The 15746-nt window shown below is 37.6% G+C and carries 21 protein-coding genes; 17 read left to right on the forward strand and 4 right to left on the reverse strand.

The genetic code is table 11. The features are described from left to right. The coding region (locus tag ABR854_RS25140) for a beta strand repeat-containing protein (protein ID WP_502881237.1) at positions 1-1685 on the reverse strand (1685 nt) is incomplete at its 3' end. A 27-nt stretch (positions 1686-1712) separates the two neighbouring features. Beyond that, positions 1713-3041 (reverse strand): proprotein convertase P-domain-containing protein, encoded by a 1329-nt coding sequence (locus tag ABR854_RS25145; protein WP_350268622.1) that lies wholly within the window; start codon positions 3039-3041, stop codon positions 1713-1715. Between the two features lie 460 nt (positions 3042-3501). Here ABR854_RS25145 and ABR854_RS25150 point away from each other — a divergent pair, with 460 nt between their 5' ends. The 3 genes from ABR854_RS25150 to madM all read left to right on the forward strand — a co-directional run bounded on the left by ABR854_RS25150 (position 3502) and on the right by madM (position 6240). Beyond that, positions 3502-4989: an acyl-CoA synthetase gene (locus ABR854_RS25150; RefSeq protein ID WP_350268623.1), complete on the forward strand. Its 1488-nt coding sequence runs from the start codon at positions 3502-3504 to the stop codon at positions 4987-4989. A gap of 120 nt (positions 4990-5109) precedes the next feature. Further along, entirely contained in the window at positions 5110-5478 is a 369-nt protein-coding gene (gene madL, locus ABR854_RS25155; protein WP_350268624.1) for a malonate transporter subunit MadL, read from the forward strand. Beyond that, positions 5479-6240 carry a malonate transporter subunit MadM gene (gene madM, locus ABR854_RS25160; RefSeq protein WP_350268625.1) on the forward strand — a complete coding sequence of 254 codons (762 nt, stop codon included), beginning with the start codon at positions 5479-5481 and terminating at the stop codon, positions 6238-6240. It abuts the gene before it with no gap. A gap of 336 nt (positions 6241-6576) precedes the next feature. Here the strand turns inward: madM and ABR854_RS25165 are convergent, their stop codons facing one another. After that, positions 6577-6951, reverse strand: a complete 375-nt coding sequence (locus ABR854_RS25165) for a hypothetical protein (protein ID WP_350268626.1) — start codon at positions 6949-6951, stop codon at positions 6577-6579. A 133-nt stretch (positions 6952-7084) separates the two neighbouring features. Between ABR854_RS25165 and ABR854_RS25170 the strand changes: the two genes are divergently transcribed. The 5 genes from ABR854_RS25170 to ABR854_RS25190 all read left to right on the forward strand — a co-directional run bounded on the left by ABR854_RS25170 (position 7085) and on the right by ABR854_RS25190 (position 10366). Next, positions 7085-7372 carry a hypothetical protein gene (locus ABR854_RS25170; RefSeq protein WP_350268627.1) on the forward strand — a complete coding sequence of 96 codons (288 nt, stop codon included), beginning with the start codon at positions 7085-7087 and terminating at the stop codon, positions 7370-7372. A gap of 90 nt (positions 7373-7462) precedes the next feature. Then, entirely contained in the window at positions 7463-7606 is a 144-nt protein-coding gene (locus ABR854_RS25175; protein ID WP_350268628.1) for a hypothetical protein, read from the forward strand. Then, positions 7603-7917 carry a hypothetical protein gene (locus ABR854_RS25180; protein WP_350268629.1) on the forward strand — a complete coding sequence of 105 codons (315 nt, stop codon included), beginning with the start codon at positions 7603-7605 and terminating at the stop codon, positions 7915-7917. The genes ABR854_RS25175 and ABR854_RS25180 overlap by 4 nt, the downstream gene beginning before the upstream one ends. Positions 7918-7969: 52 nt before the next feature. Continuing rightward, positions 7970-9142, forward strand: coding sequence for a VapE domain-containing protein (locus ABR854_RS25185; RefSeq protein ID WP_350268630.1), 1173 nt, complete (start codon positions 7970-7972; stop codon positions 9140-9142). 330 nt (positions 9143-9472) lie between these two features. Next, positions 9473-10366 (forward strand): DUF8464 domain-containing protein, encoded by an 894-nt coding sequence (locus tag ABR854_RS25190; RefSeq protein ID WP_350268631.1) that lies wholly within the window; start codon positions 9473-9475, stop codon positions 10364-10366. Positions 10367-10428: 62 nt separating this feature from the next. Here the strand turns inward: ABR854_RS25190 and ABR854_RS25195 are convergent, their stop codons facing one another. Then, the gene (locus ABR854_RS25195; protein ID WP_350268632.1) at positions 10429-10695 is read right to left on the reverse strand and encodes a hypothetical protein; all 267 of its coding nucleotides are present in this window, start codon (positions 10693-10695) and stop codon (positions 10429-10431) included. A 133-nt stretch (positions 10696-10828) separates the two neighbouring features. On the opposite strand from ABR854_RS25195, the gene ABR854_RS25200 reads away from it, so the two are divergent. The 9 genes from ABR854_RS25200 to ABR854_RS25240 all read left to right on the forward strand — a co-directional run. After that, entirely contained in the window at positions 10829-11287 is a 459-nt protein-coding gene (locus ABR854_RS25200; protein WP_350268633.1) for a hypothetical protein, read from the forward strand. Then, positions 11284-11775 carry a hypothetical protein gene (locus tag ABR854_RS25205; RefSeq protein ID WP_350268634.1) on the forward strand — a complete coding sequence of 164 codons (492 nt, stop codon included), beginning with the start codon at positions 11284-11286 and terminating at the stop codon, positions 11773-11775. The genes ABR854_RS25200 and ABR854_RS25205 overlap by 4 nt, the downstream gene beginning before the upstream one ends. Before the next feature lie 2 nt (positions 11776-11777). Beyond that, positions 11778-12479 (forward strand): hypothetical protein, encoded by a 702-nt coding sequence (locus ABR854_RS25210; protein ID WP_350268635.1) that lies wholly within the window; start codon positions 11778-11780, stop codon positions 12477-12479. 47 nt (positions 12480-12526) lie between these two features. Next, positions 12527-13213 (forward strand): hypothetical protein, encoded by a 687-nt coding sequence (locus tag ABR854_RS25215; protein ID WP_350268636.1) that lies wholly within the window; start codon positions 12527-12529, stop codon positions 13211-13213. Positions 13214-13271: 58 nt separating this feature from the next. Then, positions 13272-13469, forward strand: a complete 198-nt coding sequence (locus ABR854_RS25220; RefSeq protein WP_350268637.1) for a hypothetical protein — start codon at positions 13272-13274, stop codon at positions 13467-13469. Between the two features lie 2 nt (positions 13470-13471). Further along, the gene (locus ABR854_RS25225) at positions 13472-14113 is read left to right on the forward strand and encodes a hypothetical protein (RefSeq protein WP_350268638.1); all 642 of its coding nucleotides are present in this window, start codon (positions 13472-13474) and stop codon (positions 14111-14113) included. Between the two features lie 117 nt (positions 14114-14230). Further along, complete coding sequence (locus ABR854_RS25230; protein WP_350268639.1) at positions 14231-14911, forward strand: hypothetical protein; 681 nt, start codon at positions 14231-14233, stop codon at positions 14909-14911. Continuing rightward, on the forward strand, positions 14911-15450 hold the full coding sequence (locus ABR854_RS25235; RefSeq protein WP_350268640.1) for a lysozyme: 540 nt from the start codon (positions 14911-14913) through the stop codon (positions 15448-15450). Before ABR854_RS25230 ends, ABR854_RS25235 begins: the two co-directional genes overlap by 1 nt. Before the next feature lie 2 nt (positions 15451-15452). After that, positions 15453-15746: hypothetical protein (locus tag ABR854_RS25240; RefSeq protein ID WP_350268641.1), on the forward strand; the 294-nt coding region annotated here is incomplete at its 3' end.

A 15746-nucleotide genomic window follows, 5' to 3' on the forward strand; every position in this document is an offset into this window, starting at 1 on the left:
ACACTGTTATCTATTGTTACTGCCGTCGTGGCTGTGGCACTACAACCATTCGCATTGGTTACTGTTACTGTATAAGTTCCTGCACTTGTGATATTTACACTCGCATTCGTACCTAAACCACTTGACCATGAATAACTTCCACCACCACTTGCCGTTCTGCTTACACTTGTCGTTGTACATGTCAAATTCGTAGTGCCTGTGATACCTGCGGTTGGTGCACTGTTATCTATTGTTACTGCCGTCGTGGCTGTGGCACTACAACCATTCGCATTCGTTACTGTTACCGTGTAGGTTCCTGCACTTGTGATATTTACACTCGCATTCGTACCTAAACCATTTGACCATGAATAACTTCCACCACCACTCGCCGTTCTACTTACACTCGTTGTAGTACATGTCAAGTTCGTAGTACCTGTGATACCTGCTGTTGGTGCACTGTTATCTATTGTTACTGCCGTCGTGGCTGTGGCTGTACAGCCGCCCGTTGCAGTAACCGTTACAGTATAAGTACCTGAGGCGGTCATTGTTGCGGTGGAATTTGTTCCTAAGCCATTAGACCATACGTATGTGCCACCACCACTCGCTGTACGAGTTATCGAAGTAGTACTACAAGTTAGGTTGTTTGTACCTGTTATCGCAACAACTGGAGTTGTACAAGCTGCCGAGCATCCTGCCGCTGAACTAACAGTAAAATTTGACGAAATATTTCCATTATTTGCGTCAAAACCATTTCCAGCAGTATTTACGTCATAGAATTTTAAGTTTGTACCTGTAAAATTACCAGAACTCGTAATTGTACTTACCCCTGCAAGCACTTTAATCGAGCCATTTGTACCCGATATTGGTTTATTAATTGTCAAGTCTTTGGCTACTTCTAAACCCGAATTGAGAGTAATTGGGCCATTAAAAGTTGCATTTCCTCCAATCTTAAAACATCCACCTGGAGCAGTTGTAAATACATCTGGACCTTTGTCACCAACAATAAACTCGCAGGCTACACTACCAAATAAACCGCAAACCGTTTCTACCGTACCTGCATTGTATATTTTACCATGATTAAAAAATGTTCCACCTATTTTAATAATTCCATCTACTTTATTTTCAAGTAAAAGAGCCTCTGAATTTTCTAAACTTTTAAAATTCATCGTTCCTGCATTCGTAAATGTAGAACCATTACCGATTACAAATAATGTATTCGCAGTAGCATTTAATATTGAGCTGACTCCAATATTATTGAAAACAAAAGAGCCTTGATGAGAAATCCCGCTCGTTGAAGTGTAGTTGAAAGTACCCTCGTTATTTATCGTAAGATTATTTCCAAATCCAGTTGAATTGGTGTTGGCAATTGCTCCTGGTTTAACATTAATAAATGCAGCAGAATTAACAGTAAAGCTACCATTCAAATTAGCCGTTCCATACACATCAATGGTTGTACCACCAAGATTCAAACCACTGGTTTGGGTCCAAGTTACACCTGTTGCAACACAAATTTTGTTGTTCGAACCATTGATATTAATACTCAAATCACCTGTATTAGCTGTAATGCAGAGCGTCTGATTGCCATTGAGGTTAAAACTTGTCCCACCCGATGGAGCAGTAAATGTACAACTCGTACATTGGCTATAAGCTTGAAAGCTCACGGTCAATAATGGTAAAAGGATAAATAGTAGGAAAAACTTTTTCATTAGGACGTTTTTTATTGATAAGATTTATCATTCCTGCTTGGAAATCAAAACGGGCATTCTTAGTGTATTATTAGTTCTATCTTTCTCTCTATAAATATGATTCAGATCTATTTCGATTTCTAAAAAATACTGACCCGATTTAAGACCTTTCGGCAATTGAATAAACTGCCCTTCGTAGAGCAATCCATAAGTATCATAGCCACCAACGCTAATTCCTTGTTTCTTTGATTTACAATCGGTATAATTTCCCAGACCGTAATTTTTTAAATTTTTCTCGCCAAAATTCACACCTTTTTCTTGGCATAAATCATTGCTATTTGAGCAAATACCAGAGTCGAATAAACAATAACTTACTTTTCTTCCTTTGGCTACAAGCTCCGATTTTACTTTACCTTTAACTTTTATATTTTTTACTAATCGAAACTCCACCCAATCATCAACATGGAAGTGGTTATGACCAGGTTTATCATCGAAATAATTAGTTCCTGCCAATCTATCTTTCCAAATTAATCCTTTGCTACTTTTAGAATAAATGCGTTGATAAACTTTTTGTCGAGCAAATTTGCCATCAGCACATCTGGTCAAAGAATCTACTTTTTTATCTCCACAATACCATTCGCTCATTCCATGAGTTTCCATTGGACCATCACCAATATTGCCAATTGTAGCGGCAAATCTTAGTTGCCCTGCATACTGAGGGTCATCTTTCGAGTACTCTTTTATCTGTTGTTCGGTAAACTTTTTTAGCATTATCAAATCTGGCAAAAGCTCACAGTTATTAGCACTATTTGAACATTTGCACTCTTCAGGATTTTCAAATGAACAAGGACTAAGCCCTTCACTTGGCATTGGATTTTCTGAAAATTCAAGGTTTAAATAATTCAAATTCCCACTTTCACCCTCTCTCAAATCGGCAATCAACAACTTCCAAGTTCCGTTGGGATTTTGACCATTATTCAAAAAACTAAATCTTCCATCTGGAATAAATTCTCCCTCAAAAGGTGCATTTGCCTGGTGGATATACCCCGAAAAACCATTTGAACGAAAGCAAGTATTCTGGTAATCTCGGCCTACGTCTCGACCATTTCGATTGCTCAACCAAATACTTACACCACTCGGACTCTGTAATTCGATCTTCAAATCAGACACCCTCGGATGTGAAATATTGAAACAAACCTTCGATATTCCGAAATTGCTATCTATTACTTTAGGAAGTTTTGTAACTTCAATAGAGAAAGTATCAGTTCTAACCGAGTTTTTGAAATCATTAATCAGCCCACCGCCAGCAACAAATTGTTGAGCAATACCATTGTAAGCATATAAGATGAGAAGAGAATAAAGTGTGATTTTTTTCATTTTTACGAATCGTTTAAAATTTTGATTCAATAAAAATACAATTGCTATCCTTCTCAATGCTTAATGTCATAAAAATTACAAATAAAACCGCTTAATAATTTTTTTTAACCAAAAAATATGCCACAATTCAAGCTTAATGCTGATATTATAAAAGAAAAGAAGTTCTCGGTAGAAAATAAGAAGAGAATGATGCAGCTTAATATTTTTACTTACATCAATACCATGCCTATTATATAATTATTGATAAATAGAATTAAATCCTATTTTCAATCTATCAAATTGTACCCAGTATGGTTTTCAAGTATCTGCTAATTTCTTTCGTCTAAAGTATAGCCCACAATAAAAAGCCAAGACTGTTTTTACTTTTTAGTCTAAATATTTCATCAAAATTTCATACTTTTAGGCATTATTTTTTGAGTCAAAACCTATTACTAAAACTCTTATTCAGCCAAGCCAAATCATGCTCAAATTAGTAAAAAACGCTACCTCAAACCCTGATAATCAAGCTATTATTTCTGATAATCATCCCTATACTTACCAAAATTTGCTCGATTCTTCGCACCAATTTGCATCTTTACTACTCAAAAACATCACTGATTTAAACGAAACAAGAGTAGCATTCATGGTTTCACCAGGCTTCGACTACGTGAGCATACAATGGGGCATCTGGCGTGCAGGCGGAATTGCGGTGCCTTTGTGTATCAGTTATCCGCTGCCATCTTTGCAATATGTCATAGAGGATACTGGGGCGGAAATCGTGATAGCTGGTGCAGAGTATGCCGAAATCTTACGCCCATTGGCGACCGAAAAAGGTTTCCGTTTCATTATTTTGCCCGAAGTTGATAAAGCCACTATCGAACTAAATAAACTACCAAATTTACAATCAAGCCGCAAGGCAATGATTCTTTATACGAGTGGCACAACCAATCTTCCGAAGGGCGTTGTGACGACTCACACCAACATCGAAGCACAGGTTTCTACCTTAGTAAAATCGTGGCAATGGTCGGCCAAAGACCATATTTTGTGTGTACTTCCACTTCACCATGTGCATGGCATTATCAATGTTATTTCGTGTGCTTTGTGGTCGGGTGCAACGGTTGAGTTTTTACCATCATTCTCGGCAGAAGGTGTTTTTGGGGCATTTCAGAAAGGCAAAATCAACGTTTTCATGGCGGTTCCGACGATTTATTTCAAACTTATTTCACATTGGGAAAGCCTTCCTGCCGACCAACAAAAACAAATTACCGATACTCTTGCCACATTCCGTTTGATGGTTTCTGGTTCGGCAGCCTTGCCTGTTTCGGTGATGGAAAAATGGAAAACCATTAGTACTCACACCCTACTCGAACGCTATGGAATGACCGAAATTGGCATGGGAATTAGTAATCCGTACGATGCCGAACGAAAAGCTGGGTATATCGGAAAACCGCTTGCGGGTGTAAAAGCAAGGCTTGTTGATGAAAATAATGTAGTGGTGAAACGTGGACAAGCAGGTGAAATTCAAATTAAAGGCAAAAATGTTTTCTTGGAATATTGGAATAAACCCGAAGCTACCAAAAAGACGTTTACGGAAGACGGTTGGTTTAAAACTGGCGATGTGGCGGTCGTAGAAAAAGGTTATTATCGAATTTTAGGCCGTGATTCTATCGACATCATCAAATCGGGTGGCTATAAGATTTCGGCTCTCGAAATTGAAGAAATACTTCGTACACACCCTGCCATTAACGATTGTAGTGTAGTGGGTGTTCCGAACGAGGAATGGGGTGAACTCGTAGCGGCCGCCATCATCGTAAACGACCCAAATTTAGACCTAAAAGCTCTCAATGCGTGGATGCGTGAAAAAATGCCCGCCTACAAAACTCCACGCCAATATAAAATAGTAGTCGAACTCCCTCGCAACGCCATGGGCAAGGTGACTAAGAATGATTTGAAGAAACTATTCAACTGAAATACGATTCACTAAGCGGGTTTACCACGGAGGCACGGAGAGCACAGAGTTTCACGGAGAAATATGCTATTCGTAACTACGAAAGGCTGACGTTTGACAACTAAAAACTAACCTAAATAAATGATAATCTACGGAGTAGCCATTTTGGCTTTTTGTTATGTAATTGGCCAACTTTTCGGCGAATTTTTGGGTAAAATCATCGGAGTTGATGCCAATGTTGGGGGAGTTGGTTTTGCGATGTTATTGCTGATTATTGTTAGCGATTGGCTCAATAAAAAAGGATACCTTGACCGAAATACCGAAAACGGCATTATGTTTTGGAATCAGATGTATATTCCTATCGTGGTGGCAATGTCGGCCACCCAAAATGTGCGAGTAGCCATTTCAAGTGGTTTTATTGCGGTCTTGGCTGGCCTTGTACCTATCGTTATTTGTGCCATCACGATTCCTTTTTTGGCGAAACTCTCAAAAAACACTCAACTCGACTAAATGGAAATCATCACAAAATTCCTCGAAAAAAATGGTTTGGTGGTGGCTTTCCTCATGGTGGGTATCATCATTTATGTATCAGGCATTATTTCTGATAAACTAACCAATAAAAAAATCCCTGCTTCGGCCATTGCCATTCTGGCGGGTTTAATTTTAGCCTACATTGGTGGGGTTTATACCAAAGGAGAAAAAGGCATTGCCGACATCAAAATTTTCTCTGGCTTTGGTACAATGGGCGGCTCAATGCTCCGTGATTTTGCCATTACGGCAACTGCTCTCGGTGCAAGTTTTATTGTGATGAAACGCACAGGTTGGGTTGGAGCTTTATCACTATTCTTGGGTATTGTTTTATCGTTTTTGGGTGGAGTTGTGGTGGCATTGCTCGGTGGTTATACCGATGCCATTAGCCTAACCACCATCGGTGCAGGTGCGTGTACGTATATCGTGGGGCCTGTAACGGGTGCGGCCATCGGAGCAAACTCTGATGTGATGGCACTAAGCATTGCGGCAGGTGTAGTAAAAGCCGTAGTCGTAACGATTGGCACACCATTTATTGCCAAATACATTGGCCTCAATAACCCACACACGGCCATGGTTTTTGGTGGACTGATGGGAACAACCAGTGGCGTAACGGCAGGTTTAGCGGCCACCGACCCTAAATTAGTGCCTTACGGAGCATTAACGGCCACTTTCTACACAGGTTTGGGCTGTCTGTTCTGCCCTTCGGTTTTATTTTTACTAATGAAAATGATTTTTGGCTAATTGTAGGACAAGTTTGAAGCTTGTCAGTTGCCGAGAATAAAAACAATAGAAATTCGACTCTTCCAGATTCGGGAAATCTCCCCTATTCTTTCTCCCAGAATTTCATTCGGGGCTATTCAAGTTCGACCACCAAGTGGTCAGTTTTTTTGTAGGACAAGTTTCAAAATGTCAGTTGGGCGAGAATTATTTACTCTGATTTAGTAGCGATAAAAAAAGCTCCTAAATCAATGATTTAAGAGCTTCTAAGTACCCGGAGCCGTGAAACAATAAAACCCCTTAAAATACTATTAATCAGCTACTTAGAAGTTAGCAACCTCTTTTATGTTAGCGGTTGTGTTAGTAAAGACAAAAAAAAAGCCCTAAAAACACCGTAGCGAAACCGCTAACACCATTAAAATTTACAGAAATACCATGACGTGCAATTACACTCCATAATTTTCTGTTTTCATCCATCAATTCCAACATTTTTTCTACTGTTACCGAAACACCTTTATTTTCCTTTTCTTTTACCAATTCAGTTTCAGTAAAATTTTCGCCAAATAGACTTATTAGGTTTTCGGAAACATCGGGTTTAAAGTACTCTTTTTTTAACAAAATGTAAAAATTTTGCTTAGTCATGCCTAATTTCTCTGCAACAGATGCTGGTGAAATGTCTTTTTTAGTCAAATAGTTTTTGACTTTTTCAGTTTCTAAAACTCTTAATTTTTCCATAGTAAAAAATAATTTACCCTTTATTTGACTTTTAATTTACCATTCTTATATATTTGTGTCAGAAATGACACACAATATTAACAAAAGTTACATAAAGTTATTTCATTTTTTACATAAAAAATTTTCAAACACTATGAAGAAAACAGCACCAAAGCAAACAAACGAACTTAGAGCCGTTTACGACAACGCCAAAAAGTTTTACCCACAGGTAGCCACAACGTGGAAAAAGAACTGCCTTACAGAAGCTGAGTATCAAAGTTTTATGAAAATAGAATCTTACAAAGATTCTGATGAAGTACCGTTGAAGTATCACAAGAAAATTGAGCAATTACGCAACCTTATTTCTAATCAAGCCCGATTAGTCAGAGAATTAAAAACCCCACAATCAGATTTATTTACCAACCCTAAATATATATCATAATGATAATTAGATGCTTAGGGCTTATTTTTTTAATCCCGTTTATTATCCTAATGGTTGTTATCCTTGCACTTGACAAAAAGCACGTACAAAATGAAAACACAAACAAATACTATTGATACTTGTGGCCATGACTGCAAAAAGCTAAGGCAGTTCGGTTGCGTAGCTTGCGACGATAAACCAAAAACGAAAGTAAAGACTATTCAAGAAATCATACCTAAACCAATATCAGAATGAAACCGATAATAATTAAAGACAAAATCAATCAGCACCTAATTTCAGCAAATGACAAAAACGACGGTGTATTTATGACGGCTCAAAGTATCAAACAATACTTTAAGGTGTGCGAATCGGAGGAGTTTTATAAAAAGGTTTCGCAAAGGTCTGATAAATCTATTGCAAGATGCTTAAATGATTTGGGGTTTAAATCAGTAGTGTATAGGCCACCGTTTAATAAAATGCCAATAAGGGGGTATTTTATAAGATTCAAGACACCAACCCAGTACAAACGGGAACTTTACAAAAACCACCCTATAAAGTTTAACTAAGGTTTAAAGACCTTTTTTTTAGTGCCTTAACTAATATAAAAAACTTTCCGCTATGGCAGAAACACCAAAAATCATACAAGTACAACACTTCTTAGAAGACCGCTATCATTTTCGGCTCAACGTTGTGAGCAACGATATAGAAGTAAAAAAGAAAGGTTCTGACACCTACGAAATAATGAATGAGAATACAATTATTATACAAATGTTAAGAGACGGTTTCAAAGGTATAGATAAAGATTTCAAGTGGTTAATGCGTTCTGACTTTGTTCAACAATACGACCCATTTCAAGAATATTTTGAGACGTTGGAGCGATGGGACGGCAAAACTGACCACATCAAACACTTATGCAGTTACATTACAGTAAAAGACCCCGTTTGGTTTACTGAAATGTTTAAGAAACATTTGGTTCGGGTTGTGGCTTGTGGCTTGGGTGCTATCCCGTTTAATAAACATTGTTTTACTTTTCACGGTAAGCAAAACGATGGTAAAAGCTATTTTGTTCGACACCTATCTAAACCATTCTCGGAGTATTACACCGAAAACATAGACTTTGAAAACAAAGACGGTCTAATAGCTTTATGTTCAAACCTTATTGTGAACTTAGACGAACTTGCCATGTTAAGCCGTACGGACATCAACCGTGCAAAAACATTTTTCACAGCTGACAAAATAAAAATCCGTAGGCCGTACGAAAGTAAGCCCGTGACCGCTCAACGTCGTGCAAGTTTCTTTGCATCTACCAACGACGATGAATTTCTCACAGATTCAACGGGTAACGTTCGCTGGCTAATTATGAAAATAGACGGTATCAACCACGACAACGGGGGTGCAGGGGGTTACGGCTCGGTGGACATAAACAAGGTTTGGTCACAGGCTTTTCACCTGTTTGTCGGTGGCTACAAATATCAATTGACCCGTGAAGAAATCGAACGTTCGGAAAATCAAAACCGTGAACACTTCCGAAGTACTCCCGAAATAGATTTACTCCGTCACTACTTTGAACCTTCTAACAAAACCGTTAATGATAACGAATTTGTAACCACTACCGAAATATTAAGAAGGTTGCAAAGGGTGGTAGGTTCTGAACTAAAACTGAATCATATTTCAATCGGTAAAGCCTTGCGTTTTTTGGGTTTTGAACAACAAACAGGATTGGATAAAAACGGTATGGGTATCAAAGGGTACTATGTAAAATATTTTACAATGCTTAATAAAAATTCTTAAAATTTTTTCTTTCAAAAAACGTCTTACTTATCTTACTATCTTACTATTTTTTGTTAAATGACTTATTATAAGGATTTTATGTTTTTAAAATAGTAAGATGGTGGCAAATTTATAGTAAGATGATAACCTACTAATAGTAAGATATAGTAAGATGAAAGTAAGTTATCTTACTATTTTTTGAAAGTGTAACTAATTGATTATAAACATAAAATATATCAATAGTAAGAATAGTGAGATAGTAAGATAGAAAGTTAATATTTTTTATTTATTGGTTTCTATGTTACCGCAAAAAGAAAAAGTAATAATTGTATTATTCAAAGATTTTCAACTATGAAGACAACTAAACAAAATTTCTACTCTAAAGAATATATTGAGCGTATCAAGACCGAATGCAAAATTGTTGATTATTTGTCCTGTCATGGCTACGAACCCGTAAAATGCTATGGTTCGGAGTGGTTATATAGTAGTATCGGAGCAAACGAACGAACCCCGTCTTTCTTTGTAAATGTAAAGAAAAACGTTTACTATGATTATTCGGGCAATAGCGATACCACAGGCGAAAAAGGGGATATTATTAGGCTTGTGCAATCGCTGGAACATTGCACGTTCTTAGATGCTTGTTATAAGCTGGCAAACGCAGAATTTATGCCATTGAGTTTTACCCCCCCCACACCCCCCGAACAAAAGAAAGGTATTGAGATTATAAAGGTTAATTGCTTGCGTACGTGGCCGTTAATCAATTATATTGAAAGTCGTCGAATAGGTTTTAGTTTGGCCGATAGATACGTCCGTGAAGTACATTACATGAATGCTGGCAGTAAGTTTGTTGCACTTGGTTTCAAGAATGACAAAGAAGGTTATGCACTCCGTTCTGCTAATTTCAAAGGTCAGACCATGCCACAAGGATTTACAACGCTGGCTGGCTTACAATCAGATACCATTAATGTTTTTGAAGGTTTCTTTAGTATGCTATCTTGTTTAGAGTTTTTTGAGTGCCAATGCTTTAAAAATCACACTACGGTACTAAATTCGTTATCTAATCTAAATTCGTGGATACCTCAAATTACTGAGAGCGTGAAGACAATAAACGTTTTCTTTGATAATGACCCAGCAGGCCAAAAAGCACTTAAAAAGTTACAAGACCTTAATAAGTGGGAAATAAAGCCACAAAACAAACTATATGATGGCTACAAGGATTTTAACGAGTTTTTATGCAATAGCTAACTTTTTCTTTTTGCGGTAAAATAACACCACAAGCCCACGAAATTCGGAGGGCTTTTTTTGTGTCACACCCCCACATAACCCCCTGTTTTAACCCCTTCCATAACCCCCTGTTTTAGAGTGGTGTATAGGTGTATAAATTCTTTGTGTGTCTTAGTGTTTAGTTGTGCATACATTTCTACATAGTTTTCGTGGTAATATTCGCAGTATTGAGCAATCGTAACCACGTGGCACTTATAATAATTTCGTACTTTCTTCAATCGACGTTGTGCCGTAACATACGCATAACCCCGTATTTCTTCCAAGTCTTTGATGCTAATTGCTGTTTTCATTTTAGTACTACATTAACATTAACGTATCTAAATTAATCATTTTTTATGACAATACAAAACTATTTTGGTGTTTTGTTGCACAGAAACGGACGTATATATCCATTCACAAACCGACTTTTCAATCATGTAAATTATGAACAACAAAGGTGCATTACTTCTATTATCGCTCGGTGCAATCGTGGTGTTATCATCATCAAAAACGGTTCAAAATATTTTCACCGTCGAAAAAGTAGATAAAGACACCGAAGACTTATTTCTCGCATTCGATAAAGAAGTCTTGTTTAGCACGGCACAGGTGAAAACCTTAACGGCTCGACTGGCCAACATGAAAGGCAAACGTTTTTCTGATATTCAGATAAAAGTTTGGCGTGGCCAAATTGGGCTGGACTTAGAAAACCAAAAAGTACTGGCACTCACGGCCATACAAAAAACGTGGTCAGATTTGGAAGGTTTGTTTAACCGAATCTTGGAGAAAGGAGAAACCGAAAGAATTATTTCGGCATACGTAAAAAGTAAAGGTTTCGAGGTATCAAGCCGTATTTACACAATCGAAACCAATTTGATAAACATTGCAAAAGAACTATTCAAATGAATAAGAAAATACTTACAGGTTTAACGGTTTTGGGCGTGGGTTATTTGGGCGTACGTGGTTACAGAAAATTTGTAACCGCTAAAGACATCGAACCAAAGTTTCAACTCCCAAGAAACTGGAAGTATGCCAAACTGGCCGTAACATTTGATTTACCTTTTTCAATTCTCAACACGCACAACGAGAGTATTAGTATAACTGGCTTAGGTGGACGAATCACATATAAAGGCGAAAAATTTACAGATTTTTATTTATCCGATGGCATCACTATTCAGCCAACATCAAACAGCGTTTTCAATTCAAAATGTTATATCTATTTACCCGACATCTTGCCTACGCTTGTAAAAATAGGTAAAGACATCAACAAACAATTAACCTTTGATATAACTGGAAATTACTACGTTTTAGGTATCCCAGTTCCTTTTGAAAGCACAGTTGTTTTAACGTTCCCGTCTCAAATTATTTCAGCAATCAAGACTTTTTTTAAATAATTATGTACACTTACTTAGCATATTCACCTACCAATAACCAAGTTTTGAGAGGCCCAAATTATGGTTCTGTATATGGTTATACTGGCTCGTTGGCAAACTCTTTTTTTCCAAATACCGCCAAATATGCAGCGTTTAAATTCAATGATTTAAACATTTCATTTCCAAGAACCAACTACCAAGTTGGCACTTTTTTCAATATCAATTCTAATATTTTCAGATTTCAAAGCCCAAAAGGTTTTGATTCGGGAAGAGTAAATTTTTCACGTGGCAGAGATGTTGAGAAATTTTATTCAGACTTAAAAGGACATTTAGCAAGTAATAAAATTACTGGCATAATGGAAATTTTTGAAGAGCCTTTAAATGAATCTTTTGAGAAAAAGGACAGAAAAAGTTTTCAAGAAATTGTAAATCTTATTATTGAATATGGAACTAAAGCCGTAGAAATAGCCAAATCACTCGGTATCATAAAAACAGATGATACAAGTTTTGATGATGGTTGGACACCAACAGGTGAAGAAATTGGCAATGAAAATTTAGAAGGTACTGGAAACTCGGGAGAATACAGCCCAAAAGTAGAAAAGAAACCCGTTGCCGATGAATCAACACTATTTGGATTCAAACCTTTAGAGCTTGGTTTAGGCATTTCGGTTGTAGGTCTTGGAATTTACGCATTAAGCCAAAGCGGTGGCAAGCGTAGAAATTAAGTAGCATTAATTTTTTATCAGAAACATAAATTAATTTTTTCAATAGTATGACTAAAATCAGAGTTTTGGGGAACGTCGGAGAGTACAAACCCCAGCTAAACAACATCTTTTTAGGTGAAATTACTGATGCAAGTATTTCATCAAAGAATGGCCGTTTTATCGCCTTTGCCGTACGTGGTACGCAAAATAGTGCACTGGATATTGCAATCCAAACGCCCGAATTTATTCGCCAAGCACTTGCATCTAATGGTGCATTATTCCCCGAAGACATTGTTGATTTGTTAATCACATTCAACGAGATGCAACAACTTGGATTAGTTGAAAACAGTCAGGGTTACGAAAACTATTCAGGTACTCGTTTGAGTCTTGAAGCCTTTGACAATATCGGTAATGGTATTTTGAAAGTAGGCTATCAAGCTAAAGCCCTCGGTGAATTACTCGGTGTAGGTATCGACATCAAAGAAGTTGAAAACCTTATCAATTACGACCTTAATAACGATGGTGTTATTGGTGAAGTCAAGGCAGCAATCGAAAAATTGAAAGAAGGAAACCCACCACCAAGTTCGTTTTTGCCCGATGGTTTGCAAGCATGGTGGGATAAATTCAAAGTCGATTATCCGACAGGCTCACAAGTGGTTTATTGGGGTGGTTTAGCCGTTGGTTTGAATATCGGAGCAAAAGCCCTAACTGGTAAGCCCTTAGTCGGCAAAAACGGCACACTTATCAAAATGTAATCTTAGCATTTTGGTAAAGTATTAAAATTGATTCAAAAACCTTTAAATATTTTTCATCATGGCACTTTTAAATCTCGGTGGCAAAAAACGTACATGCCGTAAAAAGTCTAAACGACTAAAAGCCCCAAAAAAGAACGCTACTCTCAAACAAAAAGAGACGTACGTTAAAAAAATGGCTCAACGTATCGAAATTGACCAAAAGGTCAAAAAAGCCGATAGAATGATTGAGCAAATCAAAAACTATCAATTTGCTTAACAATGAAGCAAACAGTTATAGACTGGTATAAACGCAATGGTTTTAACTTTTGGAAAATAGAAAATTCAAAAGGCAAAACCATTGCGGACAATACCGCAGGAAAATGCAAAGAAGACGGGGAAGCATTACGCTTGAGCGTTGAACTTGAAGCACTCGAACGCCTAAACATAACGGAGCGTTACACCGTTTCGGGAATGCAAAAAAACGGCCATGATTGGAGTGCATACCCGTTTCACACAAGCCCGTCGGCATTCGGAATGGGTAGCGGTGGAAATAGCGGTATAATGGAAATGGCCATGATGTTTGGCCGTATGCAGTCGGATAATGCTAACCAAATGCTTATTTGGCAATTACAGCAGGAAAAGGCCGAAAGAGAACGCAAAGAAGCCGAACGCATGACATTCGCAAAGGTTATCGAAGGAATAAAGCCATTATTACCAATGCTTGCACCCGTGGCAGTAAACGGCCTTTTTGGGCTTGCCGAAAAAAGCCCAGCAATACAAAACTCGCTGGCCACACTTTTAGCTAACCCACAGGTTACAAATTTTATTGCAACCATGATGGCAGGAATGGCACAGCAACAACAAACAACACAAGATTATAGCAATGAACAAGGCACAGGAATTGAACTCGAAACTAATTGAATTGATAGGCGAACAAAAGACCAATGAAGTATATGATATTTTACTTCAAAAGGTTACGAAATCGCCCAACACAATCAGACCAAAACTTTTAAATTTCAAATTTTTCTCGTCTTTCTTATGAAAATCACTCGTATTTCTGACAGTAATCAAGGCTTACTTATTAAAGGTGTGCTTGTATTTGGTGGTGCTTATTTGCTCAATAATATTATTAGCAATGCAAGCGAAAACAATGCTAATGACAACTCATTTGCAAAGGAAAACAACCGACTGGCCAACGAATTATATAATGCAGGCAATACTGGAATTTGGGGAGTAACAGAAGACGAAGAAAGAATCATTGAAATTGCAAAATCAATCAAAGACTTTCCAGGTGTTTCACAGGCTTACAGAACCATGTTTGGCGAAGACCTAAATAAAGATTTGAATAAATGGCTCAACCCGTCGGAACTGGCACGATTTAACGCCAATTTGGGTATTGGTGGCGGTTCGGGCGGTACTGGTGGCGGTACTGGTTCGGGCGGTGGCACTCCAACACCAACGACCAACCCGAAAGGATTCAAAAAAGGCGATTTTCTTTATAGTCAAGGTGCTAAAAATCTTAGAAGTACAGACCCACCATATAGTGCAAAAGCAAAAACAAAAGGTGGTGAAAAATGGCAATTAATGAATAATCCTTATTATGCCACCATTGATGGAAATACTGGTTGGTGGGTTGTTGTAAAGGGTTTGGCTGGTACAAATACGTCTATAATGGGCAAATATTATGTTTTTTGGATAAATTATCTTTACAAGAAATAATGGCTTATACATTTTCACAGAATGGTTTTCAATTCCTACAAGCCCGTGAAGGCGTTGAACTAACAGCGTACAATAAAGACGGTGTTTGGACTATTGGGTATGGGAATACATTCTATGAGAACGGAATCCCCGTAAAGAAAGGCGATAAGATAACACAAGCCCGTGCAGAAAGTTTGTTTAAAGTGGTTGCCTTACAGTTTTCTAAACAGGTTTCAAACCTTATAACAGCATCGCTCACACAATCGCAATTCGATGCACTTGTAAGCCTTGCGTATAATATCGGAATATCGAATTTCAGAAAATCAACTTTACTGAAACTCGTAAACAAAAATCCAAAAGATTCAGCAATCAGAAAGGAGTTTTTGAAGTGGATTTATTCCCAAGGTAAAGTTTTGCAAGGTCTTATCAATCGCAGAAAGTTGGAAGCTGATTTGTATTTCTCGGCTGGTGGTGCTATTTCAACAACCCCAGCAACAACCGCAGGAATTGGCGGATTTTTATTTTTTAGTATTGTATTAGGAACTATTTTATATAAATAAATATGAAAAACAAGAATTTACTTCCATTATTGGCGGTTGCGGCTGGAGGTTTATATTTGGCCAATCAGAACAAAAGTAAAGAAAGTGAAAATAAAACAAATTCGCTTGCATTTACTGATGAATCTACCTTTGCCGATGAAGAAGCACTCAAAGAAAAGTTTATTGAACTTGTAAAGTCTAACAATACCCAACTAAGAGCATTACTTCGTGGTTGGGACGGAACAAAAGGAGACAAAGGAGACCAAGGATTACAAGGAATACAAGGTATTCAGGGCGTAAAAGGTGACAAAGGTGAT

Source organism: Emticicia sp. W12TSBA100-4, from assembly GCF_040253585.1.
Taxonomy (GTDB): domain Bacteria; phylum Bacteroidota; class Bacteroidia; order Cytophagales; family Spirosomataceae; genus Emticicia.

Excerpts from the sequence above, each read along its gene's own strand:
- ABR854_RS25205 (WP_350268634.1), top strand. The coding sequence starts at position 11,284 with ATGAATAAGAAAATACTTACAGGTTTAACGGTTTTGGGCGTGGGTTAT.
- madL (WP_350268624.1), top strand. The coding sequence starts at position 5,110 with ATGATAATCTACGGAGTAGCCATTTTGGCTTTTTGTTATGTAATTGGC.
- ABR854_RS25220 (WP_350268637.1), top strand. The coding sequence starts at position 13,272 with ATGGCACTTTTAAATCTCGGTGGCAAAAAACGTACATGCCGTAAAAAG.
- ABR854_RS25185 (WP_350268630.1), top strand. The coding sequence starts at position 7,970 with ATGGCAGAAACACCAAAAATCATACAAGTACAACACTTCTTAGAAGAC.
- ABR854_RS25200 (WP_350268633.1), top strand. The coding sequence starts at position 10,829 with ATGAACAACAAAGGTGCATTACTTCTATTATCGCTCGGTGCAATCGTG.
- ABR854_RS25145 (WP_350268622.1), bottom strand. The coding sequence starts at position 3,041 with ATGAAAAAAATCACACTTTATTCTCTTCTCATCTTATATGCTTACAAT.
- madM (WP_350268625.1), top strand. The coding sequence starts at position 5,479 with ATGGAAATCATCACAAAATTCCTCGAAAAAAATGGTTTGGTGGTGGCT.
- ABR854_RS25150 (WP_350268623.1), top strand. The coding sequence starts at position 3,502 with ATGCTCAAATTAGTAAAAAACGCTACCTCAAACCCTGATAATCAAGCT.
- ABR854_RS25190 (WP_350268631.1), top strand. The coding sequence starts at position 9,473 with ATGAAGACAACTAAACAAAATTTCTACTCTAAAGAATATATTGAGCGT.
- ABR854_RS25165 (WP_350268626.1), bottom strand. The coding sequence starts at position 6,951 with ATGGAAAAATTAAGAGTTTTAGAAACTGAAAAAGTCAAAAACTATTTG.
- ABR854_RS25180 (WP_350268629.1), top strand. The coding sequence starts at position 7,603 with ATGAAACCGATAATAATTAAAGACAAAATCAATCAGCACCTAATTTCA.
- ABR854_RS25215 (WP_350268636.1), top strand. The coding sequence starts at position 12,527 with ATGACTAAAATCAGAGTTTTGGGGAACGTCGGAGAGTACAAACCCCAG.
- ABR854_RS25170 (WP_350268627.1), top strand. The coding sequence starts at position 7,085 with ATGAAGAAAACAGCACCAAAGCAAACAAACGAACTTAGAGCCGTTTAC.
- ABR854_RS25225 (WP_350268638.1), top strand. The coding sequence starts at position 13,472 with ATGAAGCAAACAGTTATAGACTGGTATAAACGCAATGGTTTTAACTTT.
- ABR854_RS25235 (WP_350268640.1), top strand. The coding sequence starts at position 14,911 with ATGGCTTATACATTTTCACAGAATGGTTTTCAATTCCTACAAGCCCGT.
- ABR854_RS25195 (WP_350268632.1), bottom strand. The coding sequence starts at position 10,695 with ATGAAAACAGCAATTAGCATCAAAGACTTGGAAGAAATACGGGGTTAT.
- ABR854_RS25230 (WP_350268639.1), top strand. The coding sequence starts at position 14,231 with ATGAAAATCACTCGTATTTCTGACAGTAATCAAGGCTTACTTATTAAA.
- ABR854_RS25210 (WP_350268635.1), top strand. The coding sequence starts at position 11,778 with ATGTACACTTACTTAGCATATTCACCTACCAATAACCAAGTTTTGAGA.
- ABR854_RS25175 (WP_350268628.1), top strand. The coding sequence starts at position 7,463 with ATGAAAACACAAACAAATACTATTGATACTTGTGGCCATGACTGCAAA.